The sequence below is a fragment of the Thauera carbonicopians genome (genome assembly GCF_025699485.1).
Lineage (GTDB): Bacteria > Pseudomonadota > Gammaproteobacteria > Burkholderiales > Rhodocyclaceae > Thauera.
In genome coordinates this window covers 266474-289387 of record NZ_JANUXN010000001.1, presented here as the reverse complement: position 1 = coordinate 289387, position 22914 = coordinate 266474, and the positions used below count along the sequence as shown (strand labels likewise).

Annotated in this window: 27 protein-coding genes; 9 read left to right on the top strand and 18 right to left on the bottom strand. The window is 61.0% G+C overall.

Features of this window, described 5'->3' with window-relative positions:
* Positions 1 to 37: 37 nt before the first annotated feature.
* From NX068_RS01375 to NX068_RS01350, 6 genes are all read right to left on the bottom strand, one after another.
* Complete coding sequence (locus tag NX068_RS01375) at positions 38 to 1915, bottom strand: DUF5906 domain-containing protein (protein WP_263459496.1); 1878 nt, start codon at positions 1913 to 1915, stop codon at positions 38 to 40.
* A gap of 84 nt (positions 1916 to 1999) precedes the next feature.
* Complete coding sequence (locus NX068_RS01370) at positions 2000 to 2371, bottom strand: hypothetical protein (protein WP_263459495.1); 372 nt, start codon at positions 2369 to 2371, stop codon at positions 2000 to 2002.
* A gap of 503 nt (positions 2372 to 2874) precedes the next feature.
* Positions 2875 to 3345 carry a hypothetical protein gene (locus NX068_RS01365; RefSeq protein WP_263459494.1) on the bottom strand — a complete coding sequence of 157 codons (471 nt, stop codon included), beginning with the start codon at positions 3343 to 3345 and terminating at the stop codon, positions 2875 to 2877.
* A gap of 4 nt (positions 3346 to 3349) precedes the next feature.
* Positions 3350 to 3688, bottom strand: coding sequence for a hypothetical protein (locus tag NX068_RS01360; RefSeq protein WP_263459493.1), 339 nt, complete (start codon positions 3686 to 3688; stop codon positions 3350 to 3352).
* A gap of 179 nt (positions 3689 to 3867) precedes the next feature.
* Positions 3868 to 4581: a hypothetical protein gene (locus NX068_RS01355; protein WP_263459492.1), complete on the bottom strand. Its 714-nt coding sequence runs from the start codon at positions 4579 to 4581 to the stop codon at positions 3868 to 3870.
* Between the two features lie 43 nt (positions 4582 to 4624).
* Positions 4625 to 5050 carry a hypothetical protein gene (locus NX068_RS01350; RefSeq protein WP_263459491.1) on the bottom strand — a complete coding sequence of 142 codons (426 nt, stop codon included), beginning with the start codon at positions 5048 to 5050 and terminating at the stop codon, positions 4625 to 4627.
* Positions 5051 to 5233: 183 nt separating this feature from the next.
* On the opposite strand from NX068_RS01350, the gene NX068_RS01345 reads away from it, so the two are divergent.
* A complete protein-coding gene (locus NX068_RS01345) occupies positions 5234 to 5704 on the top strand; it encodes a hypothetical protein (protein WP_263459490.1) in 471 nt (156 codons plus the stop codon).
* 277 nt (positions 5705 to 5981) lie between these two features.
* Here the strand turns inward: NX068_RS01345 and NX068_RS01340 are convergent, their stop codons facing one another.
* The 8 genes from NX068_RS01340 to NX068_RS01305 form a co-directional block, all read right to left on the bottom strand.
* Positions 5982 to 6167 (bottom strand): hypothetical protein, encoded by a 186-nt coding sequence (locus tag NX068_RS01340; RefSeq protein ID WP_263459489.1) that lies wholly within the window; start codon positions 6165 to 6167, stop codon positions 5982 to 5984.
* Positions 6167 to 6367, bottom strand: coding sequence for a hypothetical protein (locus NX068_RS01335; RefSeq protein ID WP_263459488.1), 201 nt, complete (start codon positions 6365 to 6367; stop codon positions 6167 to 6169). Before NX068_RS01335 ends, NX068_RS01340 begins: the two co-directional genes overlap by 1 nt.
* Positions 6368 to 6550: 183 nt before the next feature.
* Positions 6551 to 7285: a DUF4942 domain-containing protein gene (locus NX068_RS01330; RefSeq protein WP_263459487.1), complete on the bottom strand. Its 735-nt coding sequence runs from the start codon at positions 7283 to 7285 to the stop codon at positions 6551 to 6553.
* Entirely contained in the window at positions 7285 to 7560 is a 276-nt protein-coding gene (locus NX068_RS01325; protein WP_263459486.1) for a superinfection immunity protein, read from the bottom strand. Before NX068_RS01325 ends, NX068_RS01330 begins: the two co-directional genes overlap by 1 nt.
* A 74-nt stretch (positions 7561 to 7634) precedes the next feature.
* Positions 7635 to 8420: an ankyrin repeat domain-containing protein gene (locus tag NX068_RS21160; RefSeq protein ID WP_263459485.1), complete on the bottom strand. Its 786-nt coding sequence runs from the start codon at positions 8418 to 8420 to the stop codon at positions 7635 to 7637.
* Positions 8417 to 9445 carry an ankyrin repeat domain-containing protein gene (locus NX068_RS01315; protein ID WP_263459484.1) on the bottom strand — a complete coding sequence of 343 codons (1029 nt, stop codon included), beginning with the start codon at positions 9443 to 9445 and terminating at the stop codon, positions 8417 to 8419. The genes NX068_RS21160 and NX068_RS01315 overlap by 4 nt, the downstream gene beginning before the upstream one ends.
* Positions 9442 to 10146 carry an ankyrin repeat domain-containing protein gene (locus NX068_RS01310; RefSeq protein WP_263459483.1) on the bottom strand — a complete coding sequence of 235 codons (705 nt, stop codon included), beginning with the start codon at positions 10144 to 10146 and terminating at the stop codon, positions 9442 to 9444. The genes NX068_RS01315 and NX068_RS01310 overlap by 4 nt, the downstream gene beginning before the upstream one ends.
* Positions 10143 to 10607: a hypothetical protein gene (locus tag NX068_RS01305; protein ID WP_263459482.1), complete on the bottom strand. Its 465-nt coding sequence runs from the start codon at positions 10605 to 10607 to the stop codon at positions 10143 to 10145. The genes NX068_RS01310 and NX068_RS01305 overlap by 4 nt, the downstream gene beginning before the upstream one ends.
* Before the next feature lie 192 nt (positions 10608 to 10799).
* Between NX068_RS01305 and NX068_RS01300 the strand changes: the two genes are divergently transcribed.
* From NX068_RS01300 to NX068_RS01280, 5 genes are all read left to right on the top strand, one after another.
* Complete coding sequence (locus NX068_RS01300) at positions 10800 to 11285, top strand: Csu type fimbrial protein (RefSeq protein ID WP_263459481.1); 486 nt, start codon at positions 10800 to 10802, stop codon at positions 11283 to 11285.
* A gap of 33 nt (positions 11286 to 11318) precedes the next feature.
* Positions 11319 to 11807 carry a Csu type fimbrial protein gene (locus NX068_RS01295; RefSeq protein WP_263459480.1) on the top strand — a complete coding sequence of 163 codons (489 nt, stop codon included), beginning with the start codon at positions 11319 to 11321 and terminating at the stop codon, positions 11805 to 11807.
* 148 nt (positions 11808 to 11955) lie between these two features.
* Positions 11956 to 12600, top strand: a complete 645-nt coding sequence (locus tag NX068_RS01290) for a fimbrial biogenesis chaperone (RefSeq protein WP_263459479.1) — start codon at positions 11956 to 11958, stop codon at positions 12598 to 12600.
* 3 nt (positions 12601 to 12603) lie between these two features.
* Positions 12604 to 14829 (top strand): fimbria/pilus outer membrane usher protein, encoded by a 2226-nt coding sequence (locus tag NX068_RS01285; RefSeq protein WP_263459478.1) that lies wholly within the window; start codon positions 12604 to 12606, stop codon positions 14827 to 14829.
* Positions 14826 to 15188 (top strand): hypothetical protein, encoded by a 363-nt coding sequence (locus NX068_RS01280; RefSeq protein WP_263459477.1) that lies wholly within the window; start codon positions 14826 to 14828, stop codon positions 15186 to 15188. Before NX068_RS01285 ends, NX068_RS01280 begins: the two co-directional genes overlap by 4 nt.
* A gap of 30 nt (positions 15189 to 15218) precedes the next feature.
* Here the strand turns inward: NX068_RS01280 and NX068_RS01275 are convergent, their stop codons facing one another.
* Positions 15219 to 15419, bottom strand: a complete 201-nt coding sequence (locus NX068_RS01275) for a hypothetical protein (protein ID WP_263459476.1) — start codon at positions 15417 to 15419, stop codon at positions 15219 to 15221.
* Positions 15420 to 15800: 381 nt separating this feature from the next.
* On the opposite strand from NX068_RS01275, the gene NX068_RS01270 reads away from it, so the two are divergent.
* The 3 genes from NX068_RS01270 to NX068_RS01260 all read left to right on the top strand — a co-directional run bounded on the left by NX068_RS01270 (position 15801) and on the right by NX068_RS01260 (position 19626).
* On the top strand, positions 15801 to 17948 hold the full coding sequence (locus NX068_RS01270) for an ankyrin repeat domain-containing protein (protein ID WP_263459475.1): 2148 nt from the start codon (positions 15801 to 15803) through the stop codon (positions 17946 to 17948).
* An 83-nt stretch (positions 17949 to 18031) separates the two neighbouring features.
* Complete coding sequence (locus NX068_RS01265) at positions 18032 to 18976, top strand: ankyrin repeat domain-containing protein (RefSeq protein ID WP_263459474.1); 945 nt, start codon at positions 18032 to 18034, stop codon at positions 18974 to 18976.
* Positions 18976 to 19626 carry an ankyrin repeat domain-containing protein gene (locus tag NX068_RS01260; protein WP_263459473.1) on the top strand — a complete coding sequence of 217 codons (651 nt, stop codon included), beginning with the start codon at positions 18976 to 18978 and terminating at the stop codon, positions 19624 to 19626. The genes NX068_RS01265 and NX068_RS01260 overlap by 1 nt, the downstream gene beginning before the upstream one ends.
* Here NX068_RS01260 and NX068_RS01255 read toward each other — a convergent pair whose 3' ends face one another.
* Genes NX068_RS01255 through NX068_RS01245 form a run of 3 tightly spaced genes read right to left on the bottom strand, consistent with a single transcriptional unit; the run spans position 19627 to position 22897 of the window.
* Positions 19627 to 20439, bottom strand: coding sequence for a DUF5677 domain-containing protein (locus NX068_RS01255; protein ID WP_263459472.1), 813 nt, complete (start codon positions 20437 to 20439; stop codon positions 19627 to 19629).
* An 18-nt stretch (positions 20440 to 20457) separates the two neighbouring features.
* Positions 20458 to 20682, bottom strand: a complete 225-nt coding sequence (locus tag NX068_RS01250) for a hypothetical protein (protein ID WP_263459471.1) — start codon at positions 20680 to 20682, stop codon at positions 20458 to 20460.
* Positions 20675 to 22897: an AAA family ATPase gene (locus NX068_RS01245; protein WP_263459470.1), complete on the bottom strand. Its 2223-nt coding sequence runs from the start codon at positions 22895 to 22897 to the stop codon at positions 20675 to 20677. Before NX068_RS01245 ends, NX068_RS01250 begins: the two co-directional genes overlap by 8 nt.
* Positions 22898 to 22914 lie beyond the last annotated feature (17 nt).

The following is a 22914-nucleotide window of genomic DNA, read 5'->3' as shown; positions in this document are numbered from 1 at the left end:
CGTTTCCAGCAAGTGTGTGTCTGGAGTATGGCATGGATCAATGGGTCATGGTGGCCAGTCGATCCAGGCGCTCCAACTCCTTGACCTCCCACACCTCGAACTCGGGCACCCGCACGTCCACCTGCCTGGTCTTCACCTGGTCAGCAAACGGATCGTCGCTCACCGTCTGTTGCTCGACGCGCACCCGGCCCTGTTGGACTACTTCGTCGACAAGGGCGTCCTTCTTGACCTGTGCGATTTCCTGCGGCGTGAGGGCCAAGTTATGGATCTGCTTGATCCGGATCTTGTGGCCCACCTCGTCGCGTCCCGTGCCCTTACCTTCCATCACACCGTTAGCCTTGAGTCCTGGGCGACGCCAGAAGCGGATCCAGAAGCTTGCCTCTAGCAGGACGTTGCCGCCGTCCTGCTGGGTGAACCGCACGTAGTCGTCGTAGATCTCCTTCTTGGTGTGGACGAACCCGTACTTGGCGTCCGCAGGCACCACTTCACATTCCTCGAACCATTGTTCGACGTTGTCGTTCTGGCGGTGGATCTTGGTCATCAATTCCTTGACCGGTGCCGGCAGGTCCTTGGTGGCCACGGGTCCACCGCGGCGCAGGTAGCGCTGCAGGCCTTCGACGATCCAGCCCAGCACCAGGTGGGCTTCGTGTTTGAGGATCTTGCGATCCAGGTTCTGCTCGCTGGAACCACGCAAGCGGGCCGACGACAGCCACGGAACCGGAATAATGCGGCGGCGCGTGCCGTCGCTTTCGTCTCGAATGAGCGGCGGCTGGTTCGTGGTGATGATCCAGTACGCAGTGGTGCGGTGGGTGTAGTTCTTCTTGTGCTTGGGATTGATCATGAACACGTCGCCCGACACGATCGACTTGAACTCCTTCTCGCCCCAGACCCCCTTCTGTGCAACCTCGTCGACGCGGATCACGCTGGCACCCACCAAGGCTTCCAGGTGGTGAGGTTCGGACAACTTATGCAGATCGAGCGTGGCCACCTTGTGGTGGAAGGCTTCGATCAACTTGGAGAGCGTACCCTTACCAGCGCCACCCTCGCCCACCCACCAGGCGACCGTCTGGTGCGAGTTGGGCAGGAACGACATGGCGCACTGCTCCTGGACCAGGTTGCGCAGTTCGGGATCGGGCAAGGAACTGGCCAGATACCGACCAAAGCGGCTGTCTTCGGGCACGGCCTGGGGCGTGAACGTCTCGCCCACCGCCACGCCACTCTTGGCCTTGACCTGGAAGGTGAGGTTCAGGGTCTTGTCTGGAGCCTTCATCTGCGCATTCTCGGCGGTGATATGGATGTATCCATCTTCGAGCGGAAACACCACCGGGTCGTCGTCTTCGCGTTCGGGTTCAACGAACGGCTTGTGCTTGTACAGGTGATGGGACAGCGTGCCCCAGCAGTCCTTGGCCTTGCCCATGCCCAGGGCGTCGGGGAACTCGCTCTTCAACCAATCGACGGCTTCCGACACGCCCGCCGTGTCAAACATCAGTTCCCAGAACGAGTTGTTCCAGCGGCGCACCAGCATGGTGTCTTCCTTCACTTCGGCTGCGCATTCGCCGAACTTCCCGGCCTTGGCGGCGTCAATGAACAACGCGGGCAGGCTGGGTGAGCCAGGCTTGCGTCCTGTGGCGGTGGCTGCGGCTTGTGCGGACGCCGGTATTCCAGCCAGCCTCTCGGCCTTGCGTGCTTCGGCGCGTTCGCGTTTCAGGCGTGCCTTTTCCGTGGCTTCCAAGGCCATCGCCATGGCCTGCATGAGATCGTGCTGGCTAAACGACGCCGGCAACGGCGTTCCCGTCATGTCCACGACGTTGGACGCGACCTGTTCGACAGGTCGTTCACCAGCACCCCTGGGGCGCCAGCCGCCGCGCCGGACTTGACCGACTGCGTCATGGTTCGTATGGTGGTCGTGCGACATAACTGCTCCGTAGTAGTTGGTTGCGGGCCCAGCCAGGAACCCGTTGTTCTCGAAACCCCGACGTTTCCGCGTCGGGGTTTTTCTTTATGCGTGTCGTCGCCAGCGAGTTGGTGATGGCTGGCCTTCCGGCAAGGTCCACTTAGGCTTTGGCAGTTCAAGTTCTTCGCCCGACACGATCGACTTGAACAACGCCTCGTCCCAGGCGCACTCCTGCTCAACCTGCCTTTTCATCCGTTCGTTCCTAGCCCGCCCCTGGGCCAGCAACGCCTCGGTCATGACTTCGGCCGTGATCTGCTTTTCCACCATCTCGCGCAACAGCGCCCCCACCGGCACGTCCCGACGTTCGGCTTCGGTGGACACGACTTCCCGCAAACTGGACGGCAAGCGGATCATGGTGGGCACTGTTGGTTCACCCTGGGACAGGGACGGACGGCCAACGCGACGTTTCTGGGTCATTGCTTCGATCTCCGAAAGTGGTCTAACGAACTTATGCAGCGGCTGCTCGTCGTCAATAAGCGTTTACGAAACCTGCGAGACGAACAGCAAAAACTTCTAACCTCTTGATTTCACTGGTTGTCGTTTCTGGCAAGCCAGCGGATACAACGTATTCCTGAAACCTGTTCTCGAGTCCGGGGTCCGGGGTTGCATTTCGGGCTTTTTCAACCCCGGACTCGAGAAAAAGCCCTTGTTTTTAGCCTCGAGTCCGGGGTGTCCGGGGTTGAAGCGATTTTTGAGACTACTCTCGAAACAAAAATCACTTTCTTGACTCAACACCACCCGCTCCCTGGCCCTGTGCAAACTTTTTCCTTTGCATAGATTGAAAACGGCGCCAACCCCGGACACCCCGGACTCAAGCCTGTTTTCCAGGGTTTTTTTGGGGTGTCCGGGGTTGAAACCGGGGTTTTGCAACCCCGGACCCCGGACTCGCCGTAGCCTTCCTGTGCGAACGGATACGCAACTCACAGCGCCCGCCGTTCGACGAACGCACCACTGGCCCACGCCCGCTTACGACGCTTGCCCTCCGCTTTCTTCGCCAACTCATGCCGGCACAGCCAGGCCCAGGATTGGGGCATGTCTTCCCGGTTCTTGCGGATATAGGTGGCCGCCGACCAACAGCGCGGTGCCTTCTCGAACGGGTCGACTCCGCATTCGAGAAGCCGAATAGCCAGATCGTCGTCCGCTTCCTTACAGGCGTTCAGCAGCAGGAAACCGCGCGCCTCTTTCTCTGCAGGTAGCACGCCGTACACCGAAAAAATGTACTGCTGATACCACTCATTCAGACGATAAAACGGCTGTTTCGGCGGGAATGACGGTGCGTTGACCCAAGAAATAGCCAGGTGATCCGCAATCTTCCTGATCGTCTCCGGCTCATCACCTTTCAGATCAAGGCCACGCAGGAGTTCATTGACGCACCATTTGTGGCTAAACATTCTGTTACTCATGACCCACCTCACTATTCAGGCGGATCAGTACGCCGTGGATGGTTGAACGCACCAAGTAGTCCGTTCCCCTGGGGATCTTGACCTCCACCACGCGGTGACCGCGGGCGATCACGATCAACTCTCGATCGGCGCGATCGAAGAACAGGACGGACCAGCCACACTGCCTGACCAGGTAGGCGAGTTCGCGCTGCAACTCGGTGAGGACCGGCGCAATCGAAGGGCGGTGAACAATCGCCGTGGGCACGCCCAAATAAGCGTGGTCCATGACAAAGCCACCGGACGCTTGCGCGCCAGTGGCCGGGGTGTGTGGAGCAAGGTTGTTGTGGATCATGTGATACCTCCATCGGTTGGGATGGAGAAATCGTGATCCTTACGTTGCACGAACCGGGGTTAGAAATCCGACTCTGGGGACACGGTTCAGGTTGGTCTTACAGCATTGAAAGATCTGCAGTTTTCAACGTGCTTGAAGGCCTCGACCGGCGTGGAAGTGGCGCCCGCGATCAACCAAAGTTAGAAATCCTGACTTTGACCCGGGGGTTCGACCCACCCTTGAAGCACCTGCCGCTTCAATTCGCTGTATCGCTCGTCATATTCGCGCTTCTGTTCGTCGATCGCCTGGTCTTGGAGTGATCGCAGGATTTCCAGCCACATGGCTTGCTCGTCCCGATCAAACCAAGGGCGCTGCAAGGCGGCCGCAATGGACAAGTCTTCCAGATCCAGCGTATCCGGATCGGTGAACGCTCGATCCATGAGTCCAGGCGTGATCCCTTCGGCCCAGCCGACGATGTACCGGCGCTTGCTCTTTCTGCTGTTCAAGACCAGGTAGGGTTGGTCGCGTTCCAGTTCTGCCCGGATACGCCGACTGACCGGATCGTGCTTGTCTTCCAGTTCCTTGTACCGCGCTTCCACGCCCACCCGCTTGTTCCAGGCTTCATGCCATTCCTCAATCCTGACACGCTGACCTTGCATGGCATTGTTGGGGCCTGGGTAAGTGAAAGGACTGGGCGGATCCAGTTCCAGCCTCCGCTCCTGCCCTTTGGGCTTCGGGATCCGGAGCCAGAAATCCGCCACGGTGGTGGACAACATGCCGTAGGGTTGAACGTACTTGGAAATCCAGTCCCGGACTTGGCCGGCGTCCGTCAAACGGATCCCCAGGCTCGATATGGCAAGGGCTTTGCCATCCTCCCAATAAGTGGTCTCGCTTGGGGCAGTCTCGCTTTTCATGGGTCAAGGATAGCCAAGGCGCCCCCGGGGCCGCCATTGGCCCTCAAAAGAGGGCCAGTTGCGGGAGCCGCAGGCGGTCCTGCTCGCCCAGGAGCCAGAGGACCTGGGCCCGCGTGCGGCCGATATGGTTGGCCACGGCTTGCAGTGCCGACGCCAGGCCCCGCTCGGGGCCAATGCCGGCGTAAGCGATACCCAGGTCGTAGTTCGACAGGGCGTCCAAGCGCCGGGCGCGCAGGTCGTCGAAGCGACGGATATAGCGACGCAACTCGTCGCCGTACTCGTCCAAGGTGGCGGGGATCTGCTCGCGCCGTGTGTCTTCGTTCTCGGACAGGTCGGGCCACAGCAGGCTGTCCAGGGTGTGCCAGGGCTCGATATCGTCACTGGTGGGACAGGCGTCGATGATCCGGTTCAACAGGACCGCGTTGGCGGTTTGGCGCAGGTGGGATACGTCTTGATCGAAGGTCGTCATGGTGCGTCTCCTGGGTGGAAGACCCCACGGGCTCGGGCGAGCAAGAGCGAACGCACCGATAGGGAGGAACGGAACTGCGCGGGCGTGGCGTCCGCGCCCTTTAGGGGAACAGTGGAGAGGATCAGGCGTAGCCTTGCGCCCGATCGCGACCGGGCCAGGACTTGGGTCGAAACCCGGGAGACCATGTCGACGCGTAAGATCGGTTCCATGGACCACCCTTCCGACAGCGCTGATCAACGGCTTGCCGAACGCCATGTCCTGACGGCGCTGGAAACGCTGTGGGGTGCCTCCTTCGTGCCCGGCACTCGGCTAACGATCGACGCGGGCGTTGCGCCTGACGGCTTGGACCTGGACCGCAAACTGGTCGTGGAAGTGTTCGCCCGCGTGGGGCGATTGAAGCCGGCACAGGCGCACAAAGTGAAAGGCGATCTTTTGAAGCTGGCTTACCTGCGCAAGTTGCTCGGCCCGGACTGGCGGGTGGTGTTCTGTTTCGTGGACCGTGAGGCCGCAGCGTTCCTGCTGGGCAAGTCGTGGGCGGCGCGTGCCGCCCAGGCGTTCGGGGTCGAAGTCATCATCCAGGATCTTCCCCAGGACGTGCGCGCAATGGTTGTGGCGGCACAAGCCCGCCAGCGCATGACCAACGCCCCGGGTTGAGGCCGAAGGCAGGTGGGCCTATGGCCCAGACCTCCGCGCGAAGCGCGGTAAGAATGAGGGTGCCACCCTGTCCGAAGACGGCCCGTTTCACGGTCGCGCCTGAAAGATCACTTCTTCATCCTGAAGGTGTGAGGACGACGCGCCCTCACAAGTGAAATCCCGGCTGGCGATGGTTCCGATCTGTCCGTGCAGGTGGCGGACACAGTGTCTCCCTTGGGCGGATACAACGTCATCGGCCACTGACCCGTGTTCGGGTCAGAGTTTTCTGAAAGCGCGATCAGGGATCGCGCCGAACCCAGGCGGCGAACTCGTCGAAGTCGGTGATGTAGTCCTGGCCATCGGTGCGATAGATCCCGGTGGCTATGGCCAACTCACGGGCACGTCGGTAGCAGGTGTCGTCGTCGAACAGCCATTGCTGGGGTTTGGCGTCGCCGTGCCGCTGGACGGTGAGGGTGCGCAACATTACTGCGCCTCCCACAGCGGGCCCTGCCCGTCGAACACAACCTCGTTGAGGTAGGCGTCGCGGTGCGCCACTACGTCCTGCGCCTGCTGGGCGGTCAGGCCGTTCTGCTGGAAATAGGCGACCAGTTCCTCGTCGGTTGAATTCTCGTCGTTGGAGAGGACTTGTTCGATCCAGCGGATATCGTCGGCGGTGAGTTTCATGGTGTTCTCCTGGGGTGGGTAGTCCCAGAAGCACGGGCCACCACGATCGAACGCACCCGAAGGGCAGGAACGTAAACTGCGCGGGCGTGTCGTCCGCGCCCTTTAGGGGAACAGTGAGAGTGGATGAGGCGTAGCCTTGCGATCGAGCGCGACCGTGCTGTCCTGGACTGCTTCCCCAGAACGCTATGGCCGCGGTGCAGGCAATGCGCCCGGACAATAGGACGCCAACTCGGCATTGAGGCGGTCGACCAGGTCGAGCCGTTCCAGGTGGACATGGCCGTTGCCGTTCTTGTGCTTCTGGACGCGGAAGTAGCCGGTGGCGTTGTCGCGCTGGTCCCAGGCGCCGACGGGCTCGGGCTTGCCGTCCAGTCGGTACAACTCGCGCAGCAGGTCGTCCATCAAGTGGCTGGCGTCGGAGTACATGAAGCCACGGCGATCAGTGAAATGGGTGTAGATCAGTTTCTTGCCGAACAGCGCAGGCTGGTTGGTCTTGTGGTCCCAGGACAGTCGGCGGTAGAGCGAGAGCAAGGCTTGCTTGCGCAACTCGCCCTTCTGCTCCGCATACGCCTGGAAGGTGGCCAATGCGGACTCGGCCGTGAATGGCGGGCATTCCTGCAGCTCGCGGTATTGGTAGTCACCCATGCCCAACGCCCTCATCCATTCATCGCGCGTGTCGCGCGCAAACAGATCCCACAGACCCGACGCCTGAATGAAGGTTTTCCAGCAGTCGCGATCGACGTGCTGGGTGTAGTTGGCCATCAGTTCGTGATCGTCCTTGCAGAAAATGCGGCCCTTCAGGAGGTATTCGACGAATGCCCGCTGTTCGGGTGCGGCCAGCAAGGCCTGGGCGGCGTCAATGCGGCTGATCCGTTCGGCCAGGAGTCCGGGCACAGAAATCGACGGAATGAGGTCGTTCATCAGTGGCGGCGACCCAACACGGCCATGGCCAGCGCCACGAACCAGCCGATCCCGGTCCAGCCGGTCAACATATTGATCAGCGCCACGCCCATGGCGTTCCGCGTGTCGCGGTGGCACGCAATCATGAAGGGGAGCCAGTACAGACAGATCATCCAGGCGATGAACAGCCCGGCCTGCCCGTTGGGCAGATAGCCCGAAGCACCCGTGGCCAAGCCACCGATCAGCCAGACGCCAACGATAAACAGGTAGTACAGAGAAAACAGGACGTGCTTCATGGCGAGACCTTGGGAAAACGACTAGACCACTATTGATGGCTTGTCGTTTTCGTCAAGTCCCTTCATGCGATGGATTACATGAACCGTCCGCGCCGTTCGGCCAGTTCTTCGGGGTCGGCCAGGTCGAGTTCCTTCCGGGTTGCCGTGGCCACCTGCTGGAGACTGTGCTGGCGTTGCCAGCCGGCTATAAAATCCTTTGCGCCAGGAAAATAGCAGTGTTGCGCAACGGTTTTCCCAGAATGCAATTCAATATCCAGATCTGCACCACCCTCCAACAACACCTGGGCGATTTCTTTATTCCGTGCCAAGGATAGTGGTGTATAGCCATGGAAACTCTGGGCATTCACGTCCGCTCCCAGGCGTAATGCTTGTTCGATTACGCCTGCGTCAACTCCTTGTTCCGCCATGTGATGTAGTGGTTGCTTGGAACCTTGTTCTCGCCCGTGAAGGTTTGGACTCTCTTTGTACGCTCGCGCATGAATACTAGCCCCTGCGTTCAACAATCTTTGGGCGATCGGTGTGGGGTCAACCCCAAGAGGCATGAGCGACAGTTCATGAAACCCATTCGTGCCATCCAGAAACTTCATTCCCATCGTCAACCCCGCGCTTGCGAGATGGTCGATTTTTGCTGGGGATCCCGCCCGAATGGCGTGGCGCACAAACCAGTCCTGCTTATTGTCTTTCGGGAGCGTTGCGCCGCATAGCAGGAGGGTTCGGACTTGCGCAGGCGTTCCGTGGTCGATCGCATTCATCAAGGCCTGGCGGTTATTCATGTCGGGATCCGCGCCCGCTGCAATGGCTTTCTTGATCTCTGCGGCTGGAATGAGTTTTCCATGCCGGTAGAACAGGGGATTACTCACATGAACCTCCCCCGCCGCTCGGCCAGTTCTTCCGGGTCGGCGAGGTCAAGTTCCTTCCTGGCCTTGGTGGCCACCTTGGCCAGGTCGTGTTGACGGAACAGCGTTTGGACGGCCGGGTCGTAGACCAGATCCTGCGGCGTCTGCCCATCGTGGTTCTTCAGCGTGTGGTCGGCCCCATGGGTCATCAGCAGTTCGGCCAATTGAGCGTTCTCGCCCATGTGAAGCGGCGTTTCGCCTGCCCCGTCCTGGGCGTTGGGGTTGGCGCCCGCCTTCAACAATGCGGCAGCACAATCCAGGCCATAGACGCCATATGCCAGTTTGCTGTCCACGCACAGGTGGAGCGGCGTGTAGCCTTCGCCACCCTGGCCGACGCCAGAATTTCCGTACCGTTCGTACAGATAGAACTTGGCGTCGCACGCCGCATTCGGATCCAGGCCCTCGGCCAGCAAGGGCTCGACCATGGGCGACCGCGAGAACGACCCCTGCCGAGCGTCCTGTCTCCAAGCGGCCTCCTTCTCGCCGATAACGGCGGCGTGCAGTACGCCGTCCATTGAAGCGCCAGCTTCTTTCAGGCGATCGAAGATCGGGCGGTGGCCCAGTCGCGCCGCCAGCATGATGGCGGTCTGGCCGGGTTCGTCGGGAATTTCGGTATATGGTACGTCGTCGTGGATCTGCTGGACTTGCGAGGGGATGGCGGCATTCACGTCGGCGCCGGCTTTGAGCAAGGCATTCACCTTGTCCAGTTCCCGGTTCTCGACACTGCGATACAGGGGTGACTTCCCATCGCTATCGACGCGTTCGTGGTCTGCGCCGGCTTTCAGCAAGGCTTGAACATGGCCGATCGATCCCTTGTCGATGGCTGTGAACAGTGCGTCTCGCTCGTTCGGGTCTGCGCCCTGGGCCAGCGCCTCGCGCATGGCCTTGACGGGTTTGAGTTCGCGGCGAATACGCTCGCCATCATCATCCTTACCGAAAGTGTAAGCGTCGACGTAGTAGGTCGAAACGTTCCAGACGGAGGGGGTCACATGAACCTCCCTCGCCGCTCTGCCAGTTCCTCGGGATCGGCGAGATCCAAGCCCCGCGGCTTGGCAATCCGTTGGAGTGCTTGTTGCCTGTCGTAGGCCTGGAACACGCTGGCGGCGTCCAGGGTGCCTTGGGCGGGCAGGAACTTGGCGAACACGTCGCGTGGCGCTTTGCCTTTGTGGTTCCTGGCCTCCATGTCAGCACCGTGCGCCAGCAAGGCCTGCGCAACTTCGCCGTTGCTATGCCGGGCCGCGTAATGGAGTGGCGTATTGCCATGTTCGTCATTCGCGTGAATATCCGCCCCGTTGGCAACCAGCAGGTCCACCAGGTCATGTCGATTTCTTGGTGCGTGGGCTACCTTGTGAAGCGGCGTTAGTCCATCCACTTCCAAGGCGCCGACATTGGCACCTGCCGCTAGCAGCGAACGACAGGCTTCCAGATTTCCACACCCGACGGCCGAATGCAGCGGCGTATATCCGTGCTTCCCGTGATGGGCATTTACGTCAGCGCCCAGCCTGATGAAAAGATCGACGCTTCCCGGCTCGCCTTGCGTGGTGGCAATAGCCAACACGGAACGTCCCAGGCGATCGGTCGCTGACAGTTCGGCGCCCCGGTCGATGGCGTGCTGGATATCGTCGACGGATCCGCCTGTGATCGCATTGATCAGGTCTCGGTTCCGTTCCTTCTGCTGACGATCGCTCACATTGCCCTCCCTCGCCGTGCCGCCAGATCTTCGGGTTCTTCCAGGTCCAGACCCTTCGGCCTGGCCACCTGCTCCAGATCATACTTGCGCACGGCGCTGTCCATCTGCTGGAAGACCCTCTCGCCGCCTTGGGCGTCCTGGAGTTCCTTGTAGGACCGGGCCAGTTCGGGATCGTCGTGGGCGACCCGCTGAATGACGGCTTGGGTGATCTTGGAGCCGTCGGCCCGCCCGATCATATCGGCCAGCAAATAGCCCTTGCCGTCGCGGCTGCGGAAATACCACTGCTCAAAATCCGGGGCTTCTTGATAGCCCATGTCGAGATTGGGTCGCGCCAGATAGGGGAGCAACCCCGCCTCGTCCAAACGCCCCAAATAGGCGCGGCCAGGAGAAATGGGCGTTGAACCAGAAACGAAGGGGTTCACCGCCGACAACTTGCGCAAGGTTTCAATCGAGATGGTCATGGGGCTTCCTGGACGGGTGAACCATTCTCGCGCCGTTGTTCTTTTTGGCAAGTCTGGCGTTTGCGCAGCAAATCACAGGATTGCCACCACCTGGACAATGACACGTTCATGCGCTTGCCAGAAACGACAACGGGTTTAGGCTGGTCCTGTCCGCGGAGTTCGCGGCTTTCCAATCCCTTACCTGGAGTCCACATGAAATCCATCCGTTCCCTCGCGCTGGCCTCGGCCGTCGCGCTAACCGCTCTGGCGGGGTCGGCGTCTGCCGCCACCTCTACGGGCAACCTCAATGCCAGCGTGACCATTGGTGACGACTGCCTGGCCACAGCCTCCACCCTGAACTTCGGCAATATCGGCCTGCTGCGCGCCAACAAGGACGCCCAGACCAACGTCTCCGTCCAGTGCACCTCGGCCCTGCCCTACACCATCAAGATCTTCGACGCTGCTGACGCTGCGGCCACTTCGTTCTTGATGAAGGACGCGGGTTCCAACGATATCGAGTTCAAGTTGTTCTCGGACGCCTCCCGCACCGTGGCTTGGGATAGCACGAATGCCAGTTCCGGTACCGCGTCTGGAACTGGTGCAGCCTTCAATCTGGTGTTGTACGGCCGCATTCCTCCGCAGGCCGCAGCGCCCGAAGGGCACTACGCCGCCAACATGCGCGTCCAGATCGATTTCTGATCTGCCCACTCACTTCCTTACGAGAACTGACACATGAATATCAAATCTCTCCTTGTCGCAGTGCTGGCACTTGCGGCTTCCGGTTCGGCCTTCGCCGGCTCGAACTCCACCACCTTCACCGTCCAGGCGGACGTAATCAAGGAATGCGCCGTCGATGGTGGCAACCTGGTGTTCCCCAACTCCGGCCTGCTCACCACCAATATCGACGCCACCGCCAACATTCAGATCGAATGCACGGGCGCCGTTCCCTACACCTTGAAGAACAACGGCAACTACACGACCGGCGTTCCGCTCGGCTCCCCCACTGGCAAGGCTTTCGCACTGACCAAGCCCGGATTCGCCGTGGGTTTCTCGCTGTACTCCGACGCCTCCCGGACTACCGAGTTTGCCGATACCGCTCTGATTAGTGGTACATCCACAGGCGGTGTACAGCAAATCCCTGTTTACGGTCGGATCTACACCCAGAACAGCCAACCGGCTGGCGTATACACGGCCGTATTGCCCCTCGTTCTGACCTTCTGATCCTCCACGTTGACCGCTGCACACGAAAGCCGCCTTCGGGCGGCTTTTCGTTTGGCGTCGCAAAACCTACTGATCAACAAGTTTCTACCCCTTGCCAAAAAGGACAACGCCTCTACCTTGTTCCATACCCTACTACCACCAGGACACCATGAAACGCTTGCTCCTTGCGCTCGCTCTTGCAGTTGCCCTTCCCGCGACCGCTGCCAACCTCCAGATCAGCCCACTGGGCATGACACTCACACCGCAACAGAAGGTGGAAAGCCTGCGGATCAAGAACGCGGGCACGGCACCCATCCGGATCCAAATGCGTGCGTTCTCCTGGACGCAAGTGGCGGGCGAAACGGTGGAGACCCCCACCAACGATGTGCGCTTTGGTCCAGGTCAGTTCGAGATCCCCGCAGGCGCCACCCAGATCGTGCGCGTCATCCGCACCAGCCCGGACAAGCCCACCGAACAAACCTACCGGGTCGTGATTTCAGAGTTGCCGAGCGAGGCCATTGCCCCCGAGCAATCCGGGGCGGTCTTCCTGCTCAACTACAACCTGCCCTTGTTCTATCGCCCGGCAGGAGCCACGCCCACGCTGTCCTTCACCCGCGAAGGCCAGGCGTTGGCCGTGTCCAACTCGGGTTCGGCCACCGCCCAGTTGTCGGTCATGTCGGTGGACGGCAAGCCCGTCAATACGGGCCTGGTGGGCTATGTGCTGCCGGGTTCGACGGTGAAGATCCCGACCACCTCCGGCAAGAACGTCTCCATCAAGGTCAATGGCGAGGCCAAGACCTGGAACGTCCCGTAAGCCATGCGCCGCGCCACCCTGTTCCTTGGCCTGGTCCTGGCGCTTCCTGCTCACGCGGAAGTGACCTACCTCGACGTGCGATTCAATGGCCGGAAGGCCTTGACCGCGCAATCGGTGGAGTTCGATCAGCCTTCCCCAACGGTTCTGTCGGCGACCCCTGCCGTGTGGAAGGAACTGGGTGTCGTGTTGTCGGAAGAGGAAGCAGGGAAAGCCATTCTCACCACGGCAGAACTGGGCCTACAGCCCACGATCGACAACCCCACCATGACGGTGGACTTCTGGGCACCCCCAGGGCGATTGCCGTACCAGCAGTTGGGGTGGCAGGAAGCCCCTCCCAAGGTGCCGGTGTCGCCCTCGGCCAAGGGCGTGTTGGTCAACTATGACGTGGCCTTGGCCTACAACCCCAAGAGCGGCGTGGCCGCGTCCGTGGGTCATGAAGTCCACGCGTCGGTCGCAGGCGGTGTGCTGTCGACCACGGGCCAGTTGAATGCAAGCAAGCAGGGCGCGGAGTACGTGCGCGGCTATACCACCTGGACCAAGGACATGCCCGATAAGCGCCTGTCGCTGCAGGTGGGCGATATCCAGACCAGCCCGAATGGCACCACCCAGGGTGTGGCCATGGCGGGCGTGCGTATCGCGTCGGATCCGGCGCTGGATCCCACCCAGCCGTCTTTCCCGGTGCCGGTGTTGGGTGGCGTGGCCGTCGCACCCTCGCAAGCCCAGGCCTATCTCAATGGCAATCCACTTCAACCCTACGACGTGGAAGCGGGCGGCTTCCAGTTCAACAATATCGGGTTCTCGTCGGGCGCCAATGCGGGCTCGGTGATCCTGACCGATCAGTTCGGTCGGCAAACGGTCGTGGACAGCCGCTTCTACTTCTCCACTGACTTGCTACGAAAGGGTTTGTCGAAGTGGGAAATCAACGCAGGCCTGCTGCGCGAGGGCATGACCAACAACTACACCACGCCCGCCTTGTCAGCGTCGTATGCCAGGGGCATGTCCGACAAGTGGACGATGGAGGCCAATGTCGAGGCCACCAAGAACGCGCGCAACGCGTCGCTGGGTTCGACTGTCGTGCTGGGCCGCTACGGCCAGTTGGGCGTGTCGGTGGGCAAGTCCAGTTCCGACAAGGGGTCGGGCACGGCGCTGGCCGTGGACTACGCCTACAACTCGGCGGATTGGACGGTGGGGTTCTCGCACATTCGCCAGTCCGACAACTGGTGGCAGTTGTCGCACGAACTAGGCAATGCCTACCCCTTGAACGCCACCTCGGTGTGGGGGTCGTATCGCTTCAATGACCACTGGTCCATGGCCGGCTCGATCGCCCGGGTCCAGCAAGGTCCGGACGAACGTAACCGGGCGGAACTGCGCCTCAACTGGCAGCAGGATCGCTCCTATCTCTCGGTGGGCGTAGCCCGAGAGGGCAAGGACAACCAGGTCCAACTGACCTACACCCGCCCCTTGGGCGACATGACGGGGTCGATCGACTATTCCCGCCGTGGCCGCGGATCCAGGACGGAACTGCGCCTGGCCGGCGATCGCGATACCTCGTTGGGTGCCATGAACTGGAACGGTCGCCTGGGCCAGTCCAATGGCCAGTATTACGGTTCGGCTGCAGCCCGCTGGGACAACCCCAAGTTCGACGCCAATGCGCGTGTGGACGTGTACGGGAAGGACGTGACGGTGTCGGCAGGCTATCGCTCGTCCCTCTGGTGGGGCGAAGGCACCACCCAGCAGAGCAAGTCGGTGGGCGCCACACTCGCAGTGGTGAAGGTCGCCAACGTCGAAGGCGTGCCCGTCTACCTGGAAAACCAGCTGGTCGGCAAGACCAATAAGAACGGAACGCTGGTCGTCGGCCCAGTCAACCAACTGGTGCCGAACTCCATCCGGATCGATGAACGCGCCCTGCCCCTCGGCATGGAAGTGGCCACCACCACGATCCAGGCCGTGCCCAACCGCAACTCCGTAGCACTGGTCGACTTCGGCTTGAAGTCGATGGCCGCACGCGCCTTCAACGTGAAGTTGAAGGACGGCACCGTGCCGAACATGGGCGCACCGCTCAAATCCGACACGGAAGAGACGATGGTGGGCTATGACGGCGGGATCTACCTGGAACAGCCGAAGGCCGGACAGGTCTTGACCGTCACGCACGAAAAGGGCGTGTGCAAGGCCACCATTCCGGATCCGCTGCCGGCGTTCGAGGACGTGCCGACGTTGGTGTGCGAATGAAAGCCCTGCTCGCCCTGTTCTTGCTCTTGCCCTTGGTGGTCCAGGCCCAGGACTCGGAACCGACCACGCTTGAACCCGTCGTGGTCCGTGCGCCCAGGCACGATCTGTTCAAGGCCGACCCGTTCGCCTTCCACAATCCCATCGACTACCAACCCACGCGGTTCGACCAGCATTGGCGCGAGACCTCGCCCGAACAGTTCGCCCTATCGGGTGGCGTCGTTCCCTGGCTCAACAAGAAGATCGCCGAAGGCGTCTCGAAGATCGCCCACAAGGCGGGATGGAAACAGCAGATCCAGCCTGCGGTGGCGCGTCCTTCACCGTTGACGGAAGAGCAACTGGAACGGGCCGCCCAGCAATGAAAAGGGGCGCTCTAGGCGCCCCCTCGTCCATCACATCACCGACCAGCCTACTTCTTCGATCCTGCCCAGGATGGTGTCGGCGGGTTCCAACATGCCAATCCTTGGCTGACCTGGCAGTAGGTGGATGGACTTGAAGTATCGCCAGTCCTGGTAGTCGTCGGGTACGGCTGCGCCGTGTGGCACGCCGATGAAGGCGGTCTTGGTTGGGTGCTTGTAGATTGTGATGTACATGGTCTTGCTCCTATGGTTGCGGCATGGCGGAAGTGCCTAGCCATAGGTATTTAGTGTTCGGCGAAGCCTGCGAACCGATACTGTTGGCAGGCGTTCAGGTTCGCGCGAAGGCCTCGCCGGCGCCGTTTAGCCTTGCGCTTTTTGACAAGCGCAATACCTTCATAGTCCCTGACCTGGTAAGTCAGGGGTCTCAAGGTAGTTAGTGGTGGACCCGGGAGCCTTGGAACTCCCGGGTCTTTTATTTTCTAGGATCCTAAAGGATGGGCGACCACGGGCCGGAACTTGATCGCTGAAGGATGGTTGGCCACGGCCAACCATAGTTGCCGCTTGCCAGCAACGACAATGCATTCATGATGGATCAGGCTTCCCAACCTGGCTCCCATGAAACGCACGCCCAAGAACCTGGTCCAGCAAGCCGCGCTGCAGTTGGCGCGGGTCGACGCCGACAGTGAGCGCGCCGACAGCACCGCCTGGGCCGCGTGCCGTGCCTTGGATGAGTTGCGGGATGAACTGCCCCAAGGCCAGTTTCAGGATCAACTGCGGTCGTTCGGCATGTCGTATGCCGGCGCGGCCATGGTGGCCGAAGTCTTTGCCGACAGAGACGACTTCCTGCGCGAAAGCGCCGTGGCGGTGGCCGCGGTTCCCGAAGCCCAGGCCACGACGGCGAACCTGCAACGGGCGCATGAAGCGCACCTGGCCGATCCTGCCACACGTACCGCCTTGTCCCGCTCCCCTGCTGGGAACAAGGGCTGGGAAGGCGACAAGATGGCCCCGCTGCTCGACTGGATCCACGGCGCCGAAAACGGGCTGACCAAGACCGTGAAGGGTGAAGCGATCGCCCGCATGGATCTGTATATCAAGTCTGGGTGGGCCGAGCGCGACTTGGGGCCTGGCTCTGACAGCGAAACCCGCAACGCTAGCACGCTCAAAAACGTGATCCAGCAGTTGCGGGCAGGCGACACGGTGGAGCCGCACGCGATCAAGTCGGCGCTCGATGGCCGGTGGCAGGAGTTGTTCGTACCCGTGCGCGTGGACAAGGTTCACGTCCACGATCAGGACGATCCGCTGGTCCTGGCTTACGAGTCTGGGGTCTCGACGTTCACGATGGATGGCAAGGGCGCCACGGAAGGCGGCGGTCGGATCGACGGCTTTCTACGGGACGCCAACAACCCCACCGCCTGGCACCTGGCGTTTGCCTCGACGGGCGAAGACAGCCGTAAGCAAGGCGACCAGATGACGCGCCATGTGGGCGGTGTCTTAAATGGTATGCGGATTGGTGCCCCACCCTTTGAGGGCGAAGGCCACCACCTGGCGTCGGTGTCTTACTACGCCCCGGCGATTGCTTCCGAGTCCCGGGCCAAGGCTATGGATCTGACCCCGAAGCAACAGGAAGCCATCAATCGCCTGGCGCTTTACGCACAACTCGATGACCCCTACATTCGCTCGACACAAGGCGTGGGCGACGCCGTCCTTGCAACCGCGCACTACGCAATCGGTTCAGGGAAAACCACTGGCCACGTCGCCATGGCACCGAATGCGCCGCGCGACCTGGATCCGAAAGCACACGCTCGGAATGCAGTGGACGCCCTCAACACACTAGCCAACGTCGATTGGCAACGCACGTTCAAGTCTGCGGGCGAGAAGTCGGGCCGCGAGACGATCATTCCCTTGGCGCAGGCGGCGCTGGACGGGCTGGCCAAGCACTACCCCGAAGCCCTACCCGAGTTGAAAAAGGCCGCGCCCCACCTCAATCGCCTTGCCTCGGCCGATGGGATCGCCGGCACCGGATTGGAACGCGATCTGCGCACCACCGCCCTGGGCTTGAAGCACGACAAGGGCCAGACGCTGGCTCCACCCCGCGCGTTGACCGATGACCATATCGGGCAACTGCGCTTCCACATGGCGCAGAAGCAGGGGCATGACAGCGACCGCGGCGTAGTCCACCAGGCGCTTCACAAGAACATCAATGCCGTGGATGAGGAAGGCAATAGCGCGCTCCACCTGGCCGCAGGCGAACGCGATCTGCAACTGATCCAGAAACTGCTCTCGCGCAAGGCGGACGCCACGCTGGTCAACCAGGATGGCCAGTCGGCGCTCCATATTGCAGCGGCTACACCTGCCCGCACAGCGAAGGCGCAAGCCGATCAGGCCCAGGTGGTAGCGCTCTTGGCGCCCACCTCGCAGGTCGACGCCCAGGACCACGAAGGCCATACCGCGCTCCACCTGTCAGCCGCCAAGGGATTGGATCGCACCGTGGGTGAACTGCTACGCCATGGGGCGGATCCATCGCTGCGCAACAAGCAAGGCGAAAAGGCGGTCGACCTGGCCCAGGGCTATTCCCGGCAGGTGTCCAGCCCGAACCTACGGCTGGGCGCCGATCGCACGGCGATGACCCTGGAAATCGCCGAGCAACAACGGGCGATGGTCCTGGCGCAGTTCAAGCACCCGGCGCAGATGAAGGCCGATCGCCAGCCGTCAGGAGTGGGCTTGCAGGACGCCCGACAACAGCGGCGGGGCGCGGGCTATTGAAGTTGCGGTGAGGTACACACTGGCCAGACTTGCCAAAATGAACAACGGTGCGAGGATGGTTCAATACAGTTCATAAGCCAGTCATGACTACCCCAACTACTCTGGATCAGTTTCTGCGCACGAAGGCTGCCGAAGCACTCGTTGCCGAAGCGAACAGTTGCGGCAGCACTTACGTTAGCCGGCATATACATTTATCCCGGGCAGATAACTCTGATCTGGTAGCCGAGTTGCGCGCGTTGGGAATAGACAACACCAGTGCACCCTATTACCTGCAGTTCACCTTTGATGGCGAGCCACAGGCGATCAGTGGTGTCCAGGACGAGAAGCTGCTTTCCGCCGTGGATATGAATAGCAAAAGAACCCAGCAACACTCGTTATTTCACAGTTGCCAATCCGTGGAAGACGCGCGGTTGCTACTTGAATGCGGTGGCGACCTTGATCAATGCAACTCGGTCGGAGAGCCCGCGCTTTACAAGCACCTTGAAGAGGTGAAATGGGGCGGCAGGCCGGAGGCTGCCGAACAGATCTCCTTGTATTTGATTGAACAAGGCGCAGACGTATCTATCCCCAGCGCTGACCGAGGTCGACACGCCATCCATCTGGCTTCGACGCCCCGAGTCCTGGACTCGCTTCTGGCGCGGGGCGTGTCAATCAATCAGATCGATGACCTGGGCCAGACAGTTCTCCATGACCCATCCAGCGTGTCGTTCGCGTCGCACTTGCTCGATCGTGGCGCGGACCCAAATGCCCGCGACCAGGATGGCAACACGCCCCTTCACTACTCAACTGACATTGAATTTACTGCGCTTCTGCTGGAGCGTGGCGCGGATCCAAACCTCCAGAACAATGATGGCCAAACGGCTGAACAGTACCTTGAGGTGGAAGGTGAACTATCAGTTTCCCAGTACATTCGCTCTGTTCGAGAACGCCAAGCACTAGGCCAGTTAGCCACCACTTCGCGACCCCAGAATGGTCTCGATCTTGCCGATCCCGAAGAGCTGGCAGACCGCCGACGGAGGGCCATGTAATGTCATCCCTCCCCACCATCACCAACCTCGACCTGTCCCTCACGCTCGCCGTGCGCGAGAACGATGAGACCCAGGTTCGCCGGTTGCTGGCGCTGGGGACGTGCAACCACCTCGATGACATGGTCCTTATGGCCTGCCGTCATTCGGTTTCGGCTGGGATCCTGGAAGCACTACTGGCGCACGGTGGACAAGCGAACACCGCCGATCCTGAAATGTGGGGCACGGCTCCGCTTCACGAAGCCGCCGCGCAAGGCCGCGCGGACTTGGTGCGCTTGCTGCTGGCTCATGGGGCTAACCCCAACCAGGAAACCGACACCTGCGAAACGCCCCTAGCCGAAGCGCTAACGGCGGACGTGGTTCAAGCATTGGTGGAAGGTGGGGCGGAACTCAACGTGCGCGACCGGCAAGGCAATGTCCCGATCGCCCGCATGAAATCGCGTGAGGCGCTTGTCGCCGCACTGGACCTGGGTGCAGACCCCTTCATGTTGAGCGCGTGGCCGCGCGTGGGCTATATCGGGACGAACCCGGAATGCCTGGTGGAGATTGAAGTAGCGCAACAGCGAATGCTGGCGGCGGCAAGACGCGATCAGTTGGCGTCGATGGCGAGGCCGACCGCGCGTGAGCCCGAACTAGCGCGGCGGGCGATGTGATCAGGGCAGATTGCGCGCCGGCCCTGGACTGAACTTCGAGTCGATCCCCTGCCGAACCTGGGCTACGTCGGGATTGTGTTCCACCATTGTGTCGGTCGCGTCTTCAAGGAAACCAGCGCAGATCATCAAGGCCTGCCACAGGTACAAGCGATCAGGGTCGCATTCGAGCCCCGAGCCACGCCCATTGGGCTCCATGCGGTAGAACGACATGGGATGAATATGGGTGTGCTGCGACCACAGGTCCCACAGAATATCGAAGGCCGGCTTCTCCATTCCAACCAAGGCCACCAGTTGGGCACGATCCATGAACCACGCCTTCTTTCCTGCCAGGCAAGTGTTTTGCACGGCAGCCGGGAGGTTCTGGAAGTAAGGAATGGTGCGCAGTCGGTCGCGTAGTTCCTCGGCTTGCTGTTCAAAGTGTGCGACTTGCTCGGGACTGGTCTCGAACAGTTTCAGGCGTGAACAGCAGTCGTTCAGTTGCAACAGCGTGATCTTTGCCCGCCCCTCTTCCATCGTCTCGTCAGTTGGCTGGGTGAGGTAAACGAAGTACAGGTAGCCTTCCAGGATGGCGCGGGCGTGCCCGGCCAGGACACTGAACCCCCACTCTTCGCTATCACAGTTGACCCAGCGCGATAAGGGAACAGCACGCATGGCGGCTACCCCATGCGCACAGAGTCGGGCATAGACGTATGAGGCATAACCAATGCAGGGCGCTGGCAGCCGTCCGACTTGGGCTTGAGAGACGGCTAACGCCTCGCAAACAGCCACGTCCATGGCATGAACGGCTTCCTGGTATTCCTCGCGCGTCGACACTCCGTTCTCTGGCATGGCCTAGTGTTGTACCTGCTCGTCAGGCACCGCCCAACCGGCGTCGTCCGCCGCTGCAAGCAGATCCGTGAACGCCTCGCGTAGTTCGGGATCGGCATTCTCGTCCCAGGCTTGATCCGCCAGGTCTCCGGCAATGGCGTCCCATCCCGCCCAGAAGTCAGCGTGGGTGGTGGTGTGATCTGCCTTGGCCAGGTAGGCCACCAACTCTGCTAGTCGCGGATCAGGCATTTTCTGCCTCCAAGGTTTCTTCGCCCATCTTCATGAGGTAATGCTGTTCCTGACCTATGGCATGAAACATCGCACGGAACTTGCCCAGCAGGTACGGCACGTCGTATTCGGTCCAGTCGATAGGTGGACCGTTGATCGCGTCCCTATGCGAACCTCGATTCACGAAGCGATTCAGCGCAGCGTACTTGCTGGATGTGTCGACGTTGGTTAGTTGCTGGACTTCCTCCGGGAAGTCAGGAGACCCCGTAGTAAAGGTGAAGAACTGTTCCAGGATGTTACGCATGGCATTGGGCACCACCTGGGTCGGAACCCTCCTAGCCTGAGCGTCTTTCAGGATATGCCACCACACGTCGTAGTCATTCAGGAGCTTGGTGGGGTCCAGCGTCTCAACTTCCGAATGCGCATTCTTGACCACCCGCAACAAGCCGCACCGGTTGTGCGCATTTGCCCGATTTTGGGTGTGCTGGTGAACGAGTTCGTGAAAGAAGAACAGGTTGTGGGTCAGAACGATCACCTGCTTGACGAGTTGAGGTCGGTTCTCGGGCTTGGCCAACTCGCGATGGATCATCGTGGCAATGTCATACACGTAGTTTTGCGACAGGCTTGAGATGGGATCGTCAATGACGGCGATGGTCCGGCGAGGATCCACTGTTTCGTCTTCGTCGTGTGAGCCTTTCAACGACTCCATGAAGTAGAGGAACGCAATCAGCGTCTTCTCGCCCTCACTCAATGACCTGGGTTCGCAGTCCGCTACTCCCGGCCGAGCCAGGCAGTACACACGATCCTCGCCGGCCTTGCGCTCGATACTGAACGCCGTAATCCCGATACTGCGCAAGCGATCATTGATCGCGTCGATCGACGCGTCCACGCCCTTCTGCTGCCGGCGCAGTTCCCGTAACTGGCTATTGAGCGTGTCCCGTTCGTCCCGCCACGCCTTCAAATCGTACTTCGCCGCCGCTTCGGTCTCCCGCAGAGGCCCCAGCAACGCGTCATGGTGCGCGTATGCCTCGGCACGGTCAGCATTCATGACCTGAAAGAACATGGCCTTGATCCGATCGCGCTCTCCCTTGCGATCCCGGATACGGGTGTTGAAATCAGCGATCAGCATATTGAGTTTGGCCAGCGCACCGGCCAACGCTTCGCCGTTGACAGATCGAACATCTACCACCGTGCTTGGCTGGGCTTCCTTCTGCCGCAATGTGGCCAACGCGGCATGCAGCGCCGTTCGCATTTGGGACCATGCCAGTTCCAGCCCGGCTTCCTTCGCGTCTGGGTCAGCCAGGATGGTCTTGGCGCGCACCTCAATCGCTTCGAGTTGGGCGGCGTAGGCCTCGACCAGGGCGGCAATCTTCTCGACCTTGGCCTTGCGCTCACCTTCCAGTAACTGCGCCAACTCGTCGCGGAAGTCGTGCGGCAAGCCTTGTTGGCAGAACGGACACTGGTCCGTTTGCAGGAAGGCTTGTCCACGGGCCACCCAGTCTGCATTACCCAGTTCTGCCACCAGTGGCGCCAATCGGCTGGTGGTGGATACCTCCACGACCTCCGCCCAAATTGGGTCGCGCTCTATGCGCTCCAGTGCGCTGGTATCCAACGAGACAGGGGCGCGTTCGCTCTCGGCCCCAGATACATCGGCCCAGCGCTTTTCCAGCCGCTCGATCGTGTCCAGTTGCCCGTCATCGGGCAGCATATGGGTGCGCAAGTCCTGGAAGAACTTTTCCTTATTCTTGCCATAGCCCTCCAGCAGTGGGCCCAGGGTGGTCTTCCTGCCCCAGTCAAACGCCTTCCAGATATCGTCCTTGGCTCGGATGAACTCTTTGGTGATGTTTCCTTCCGCGGTGCTGACGCTGGTTCCCGCAGTGGTGATGAGGGCGTCCAGTTCCCCCGTCCTAGCCTCGATTTCCTGGATCCGCTGTTGTCTGGCGGTGTCCACCTCGCCCACGGTAAAAATGCCCTGGATGGGCTGGCCGATCAGGCGCTCGACGTAGTGGTGGTTGTAGACCACATACCGATACCGTGCATTGTCGGTGGTGTCGATCCGGCAGTGGGCGAACGCCGGATCATTGCGAGCCAAGCCATCGACCACTTCGCCGATCGCGGACTTGCCTGCGCCATTGAGACCATAGATATACGTCGCGGTCTTGTTCGGGATCTGGATCGAATGCGCCGTTGTCGGATGAAAGCTCTTGTGTCGATGGATCGAAATAGTCCGGATCATGCCCGCCCCCTGCGGGT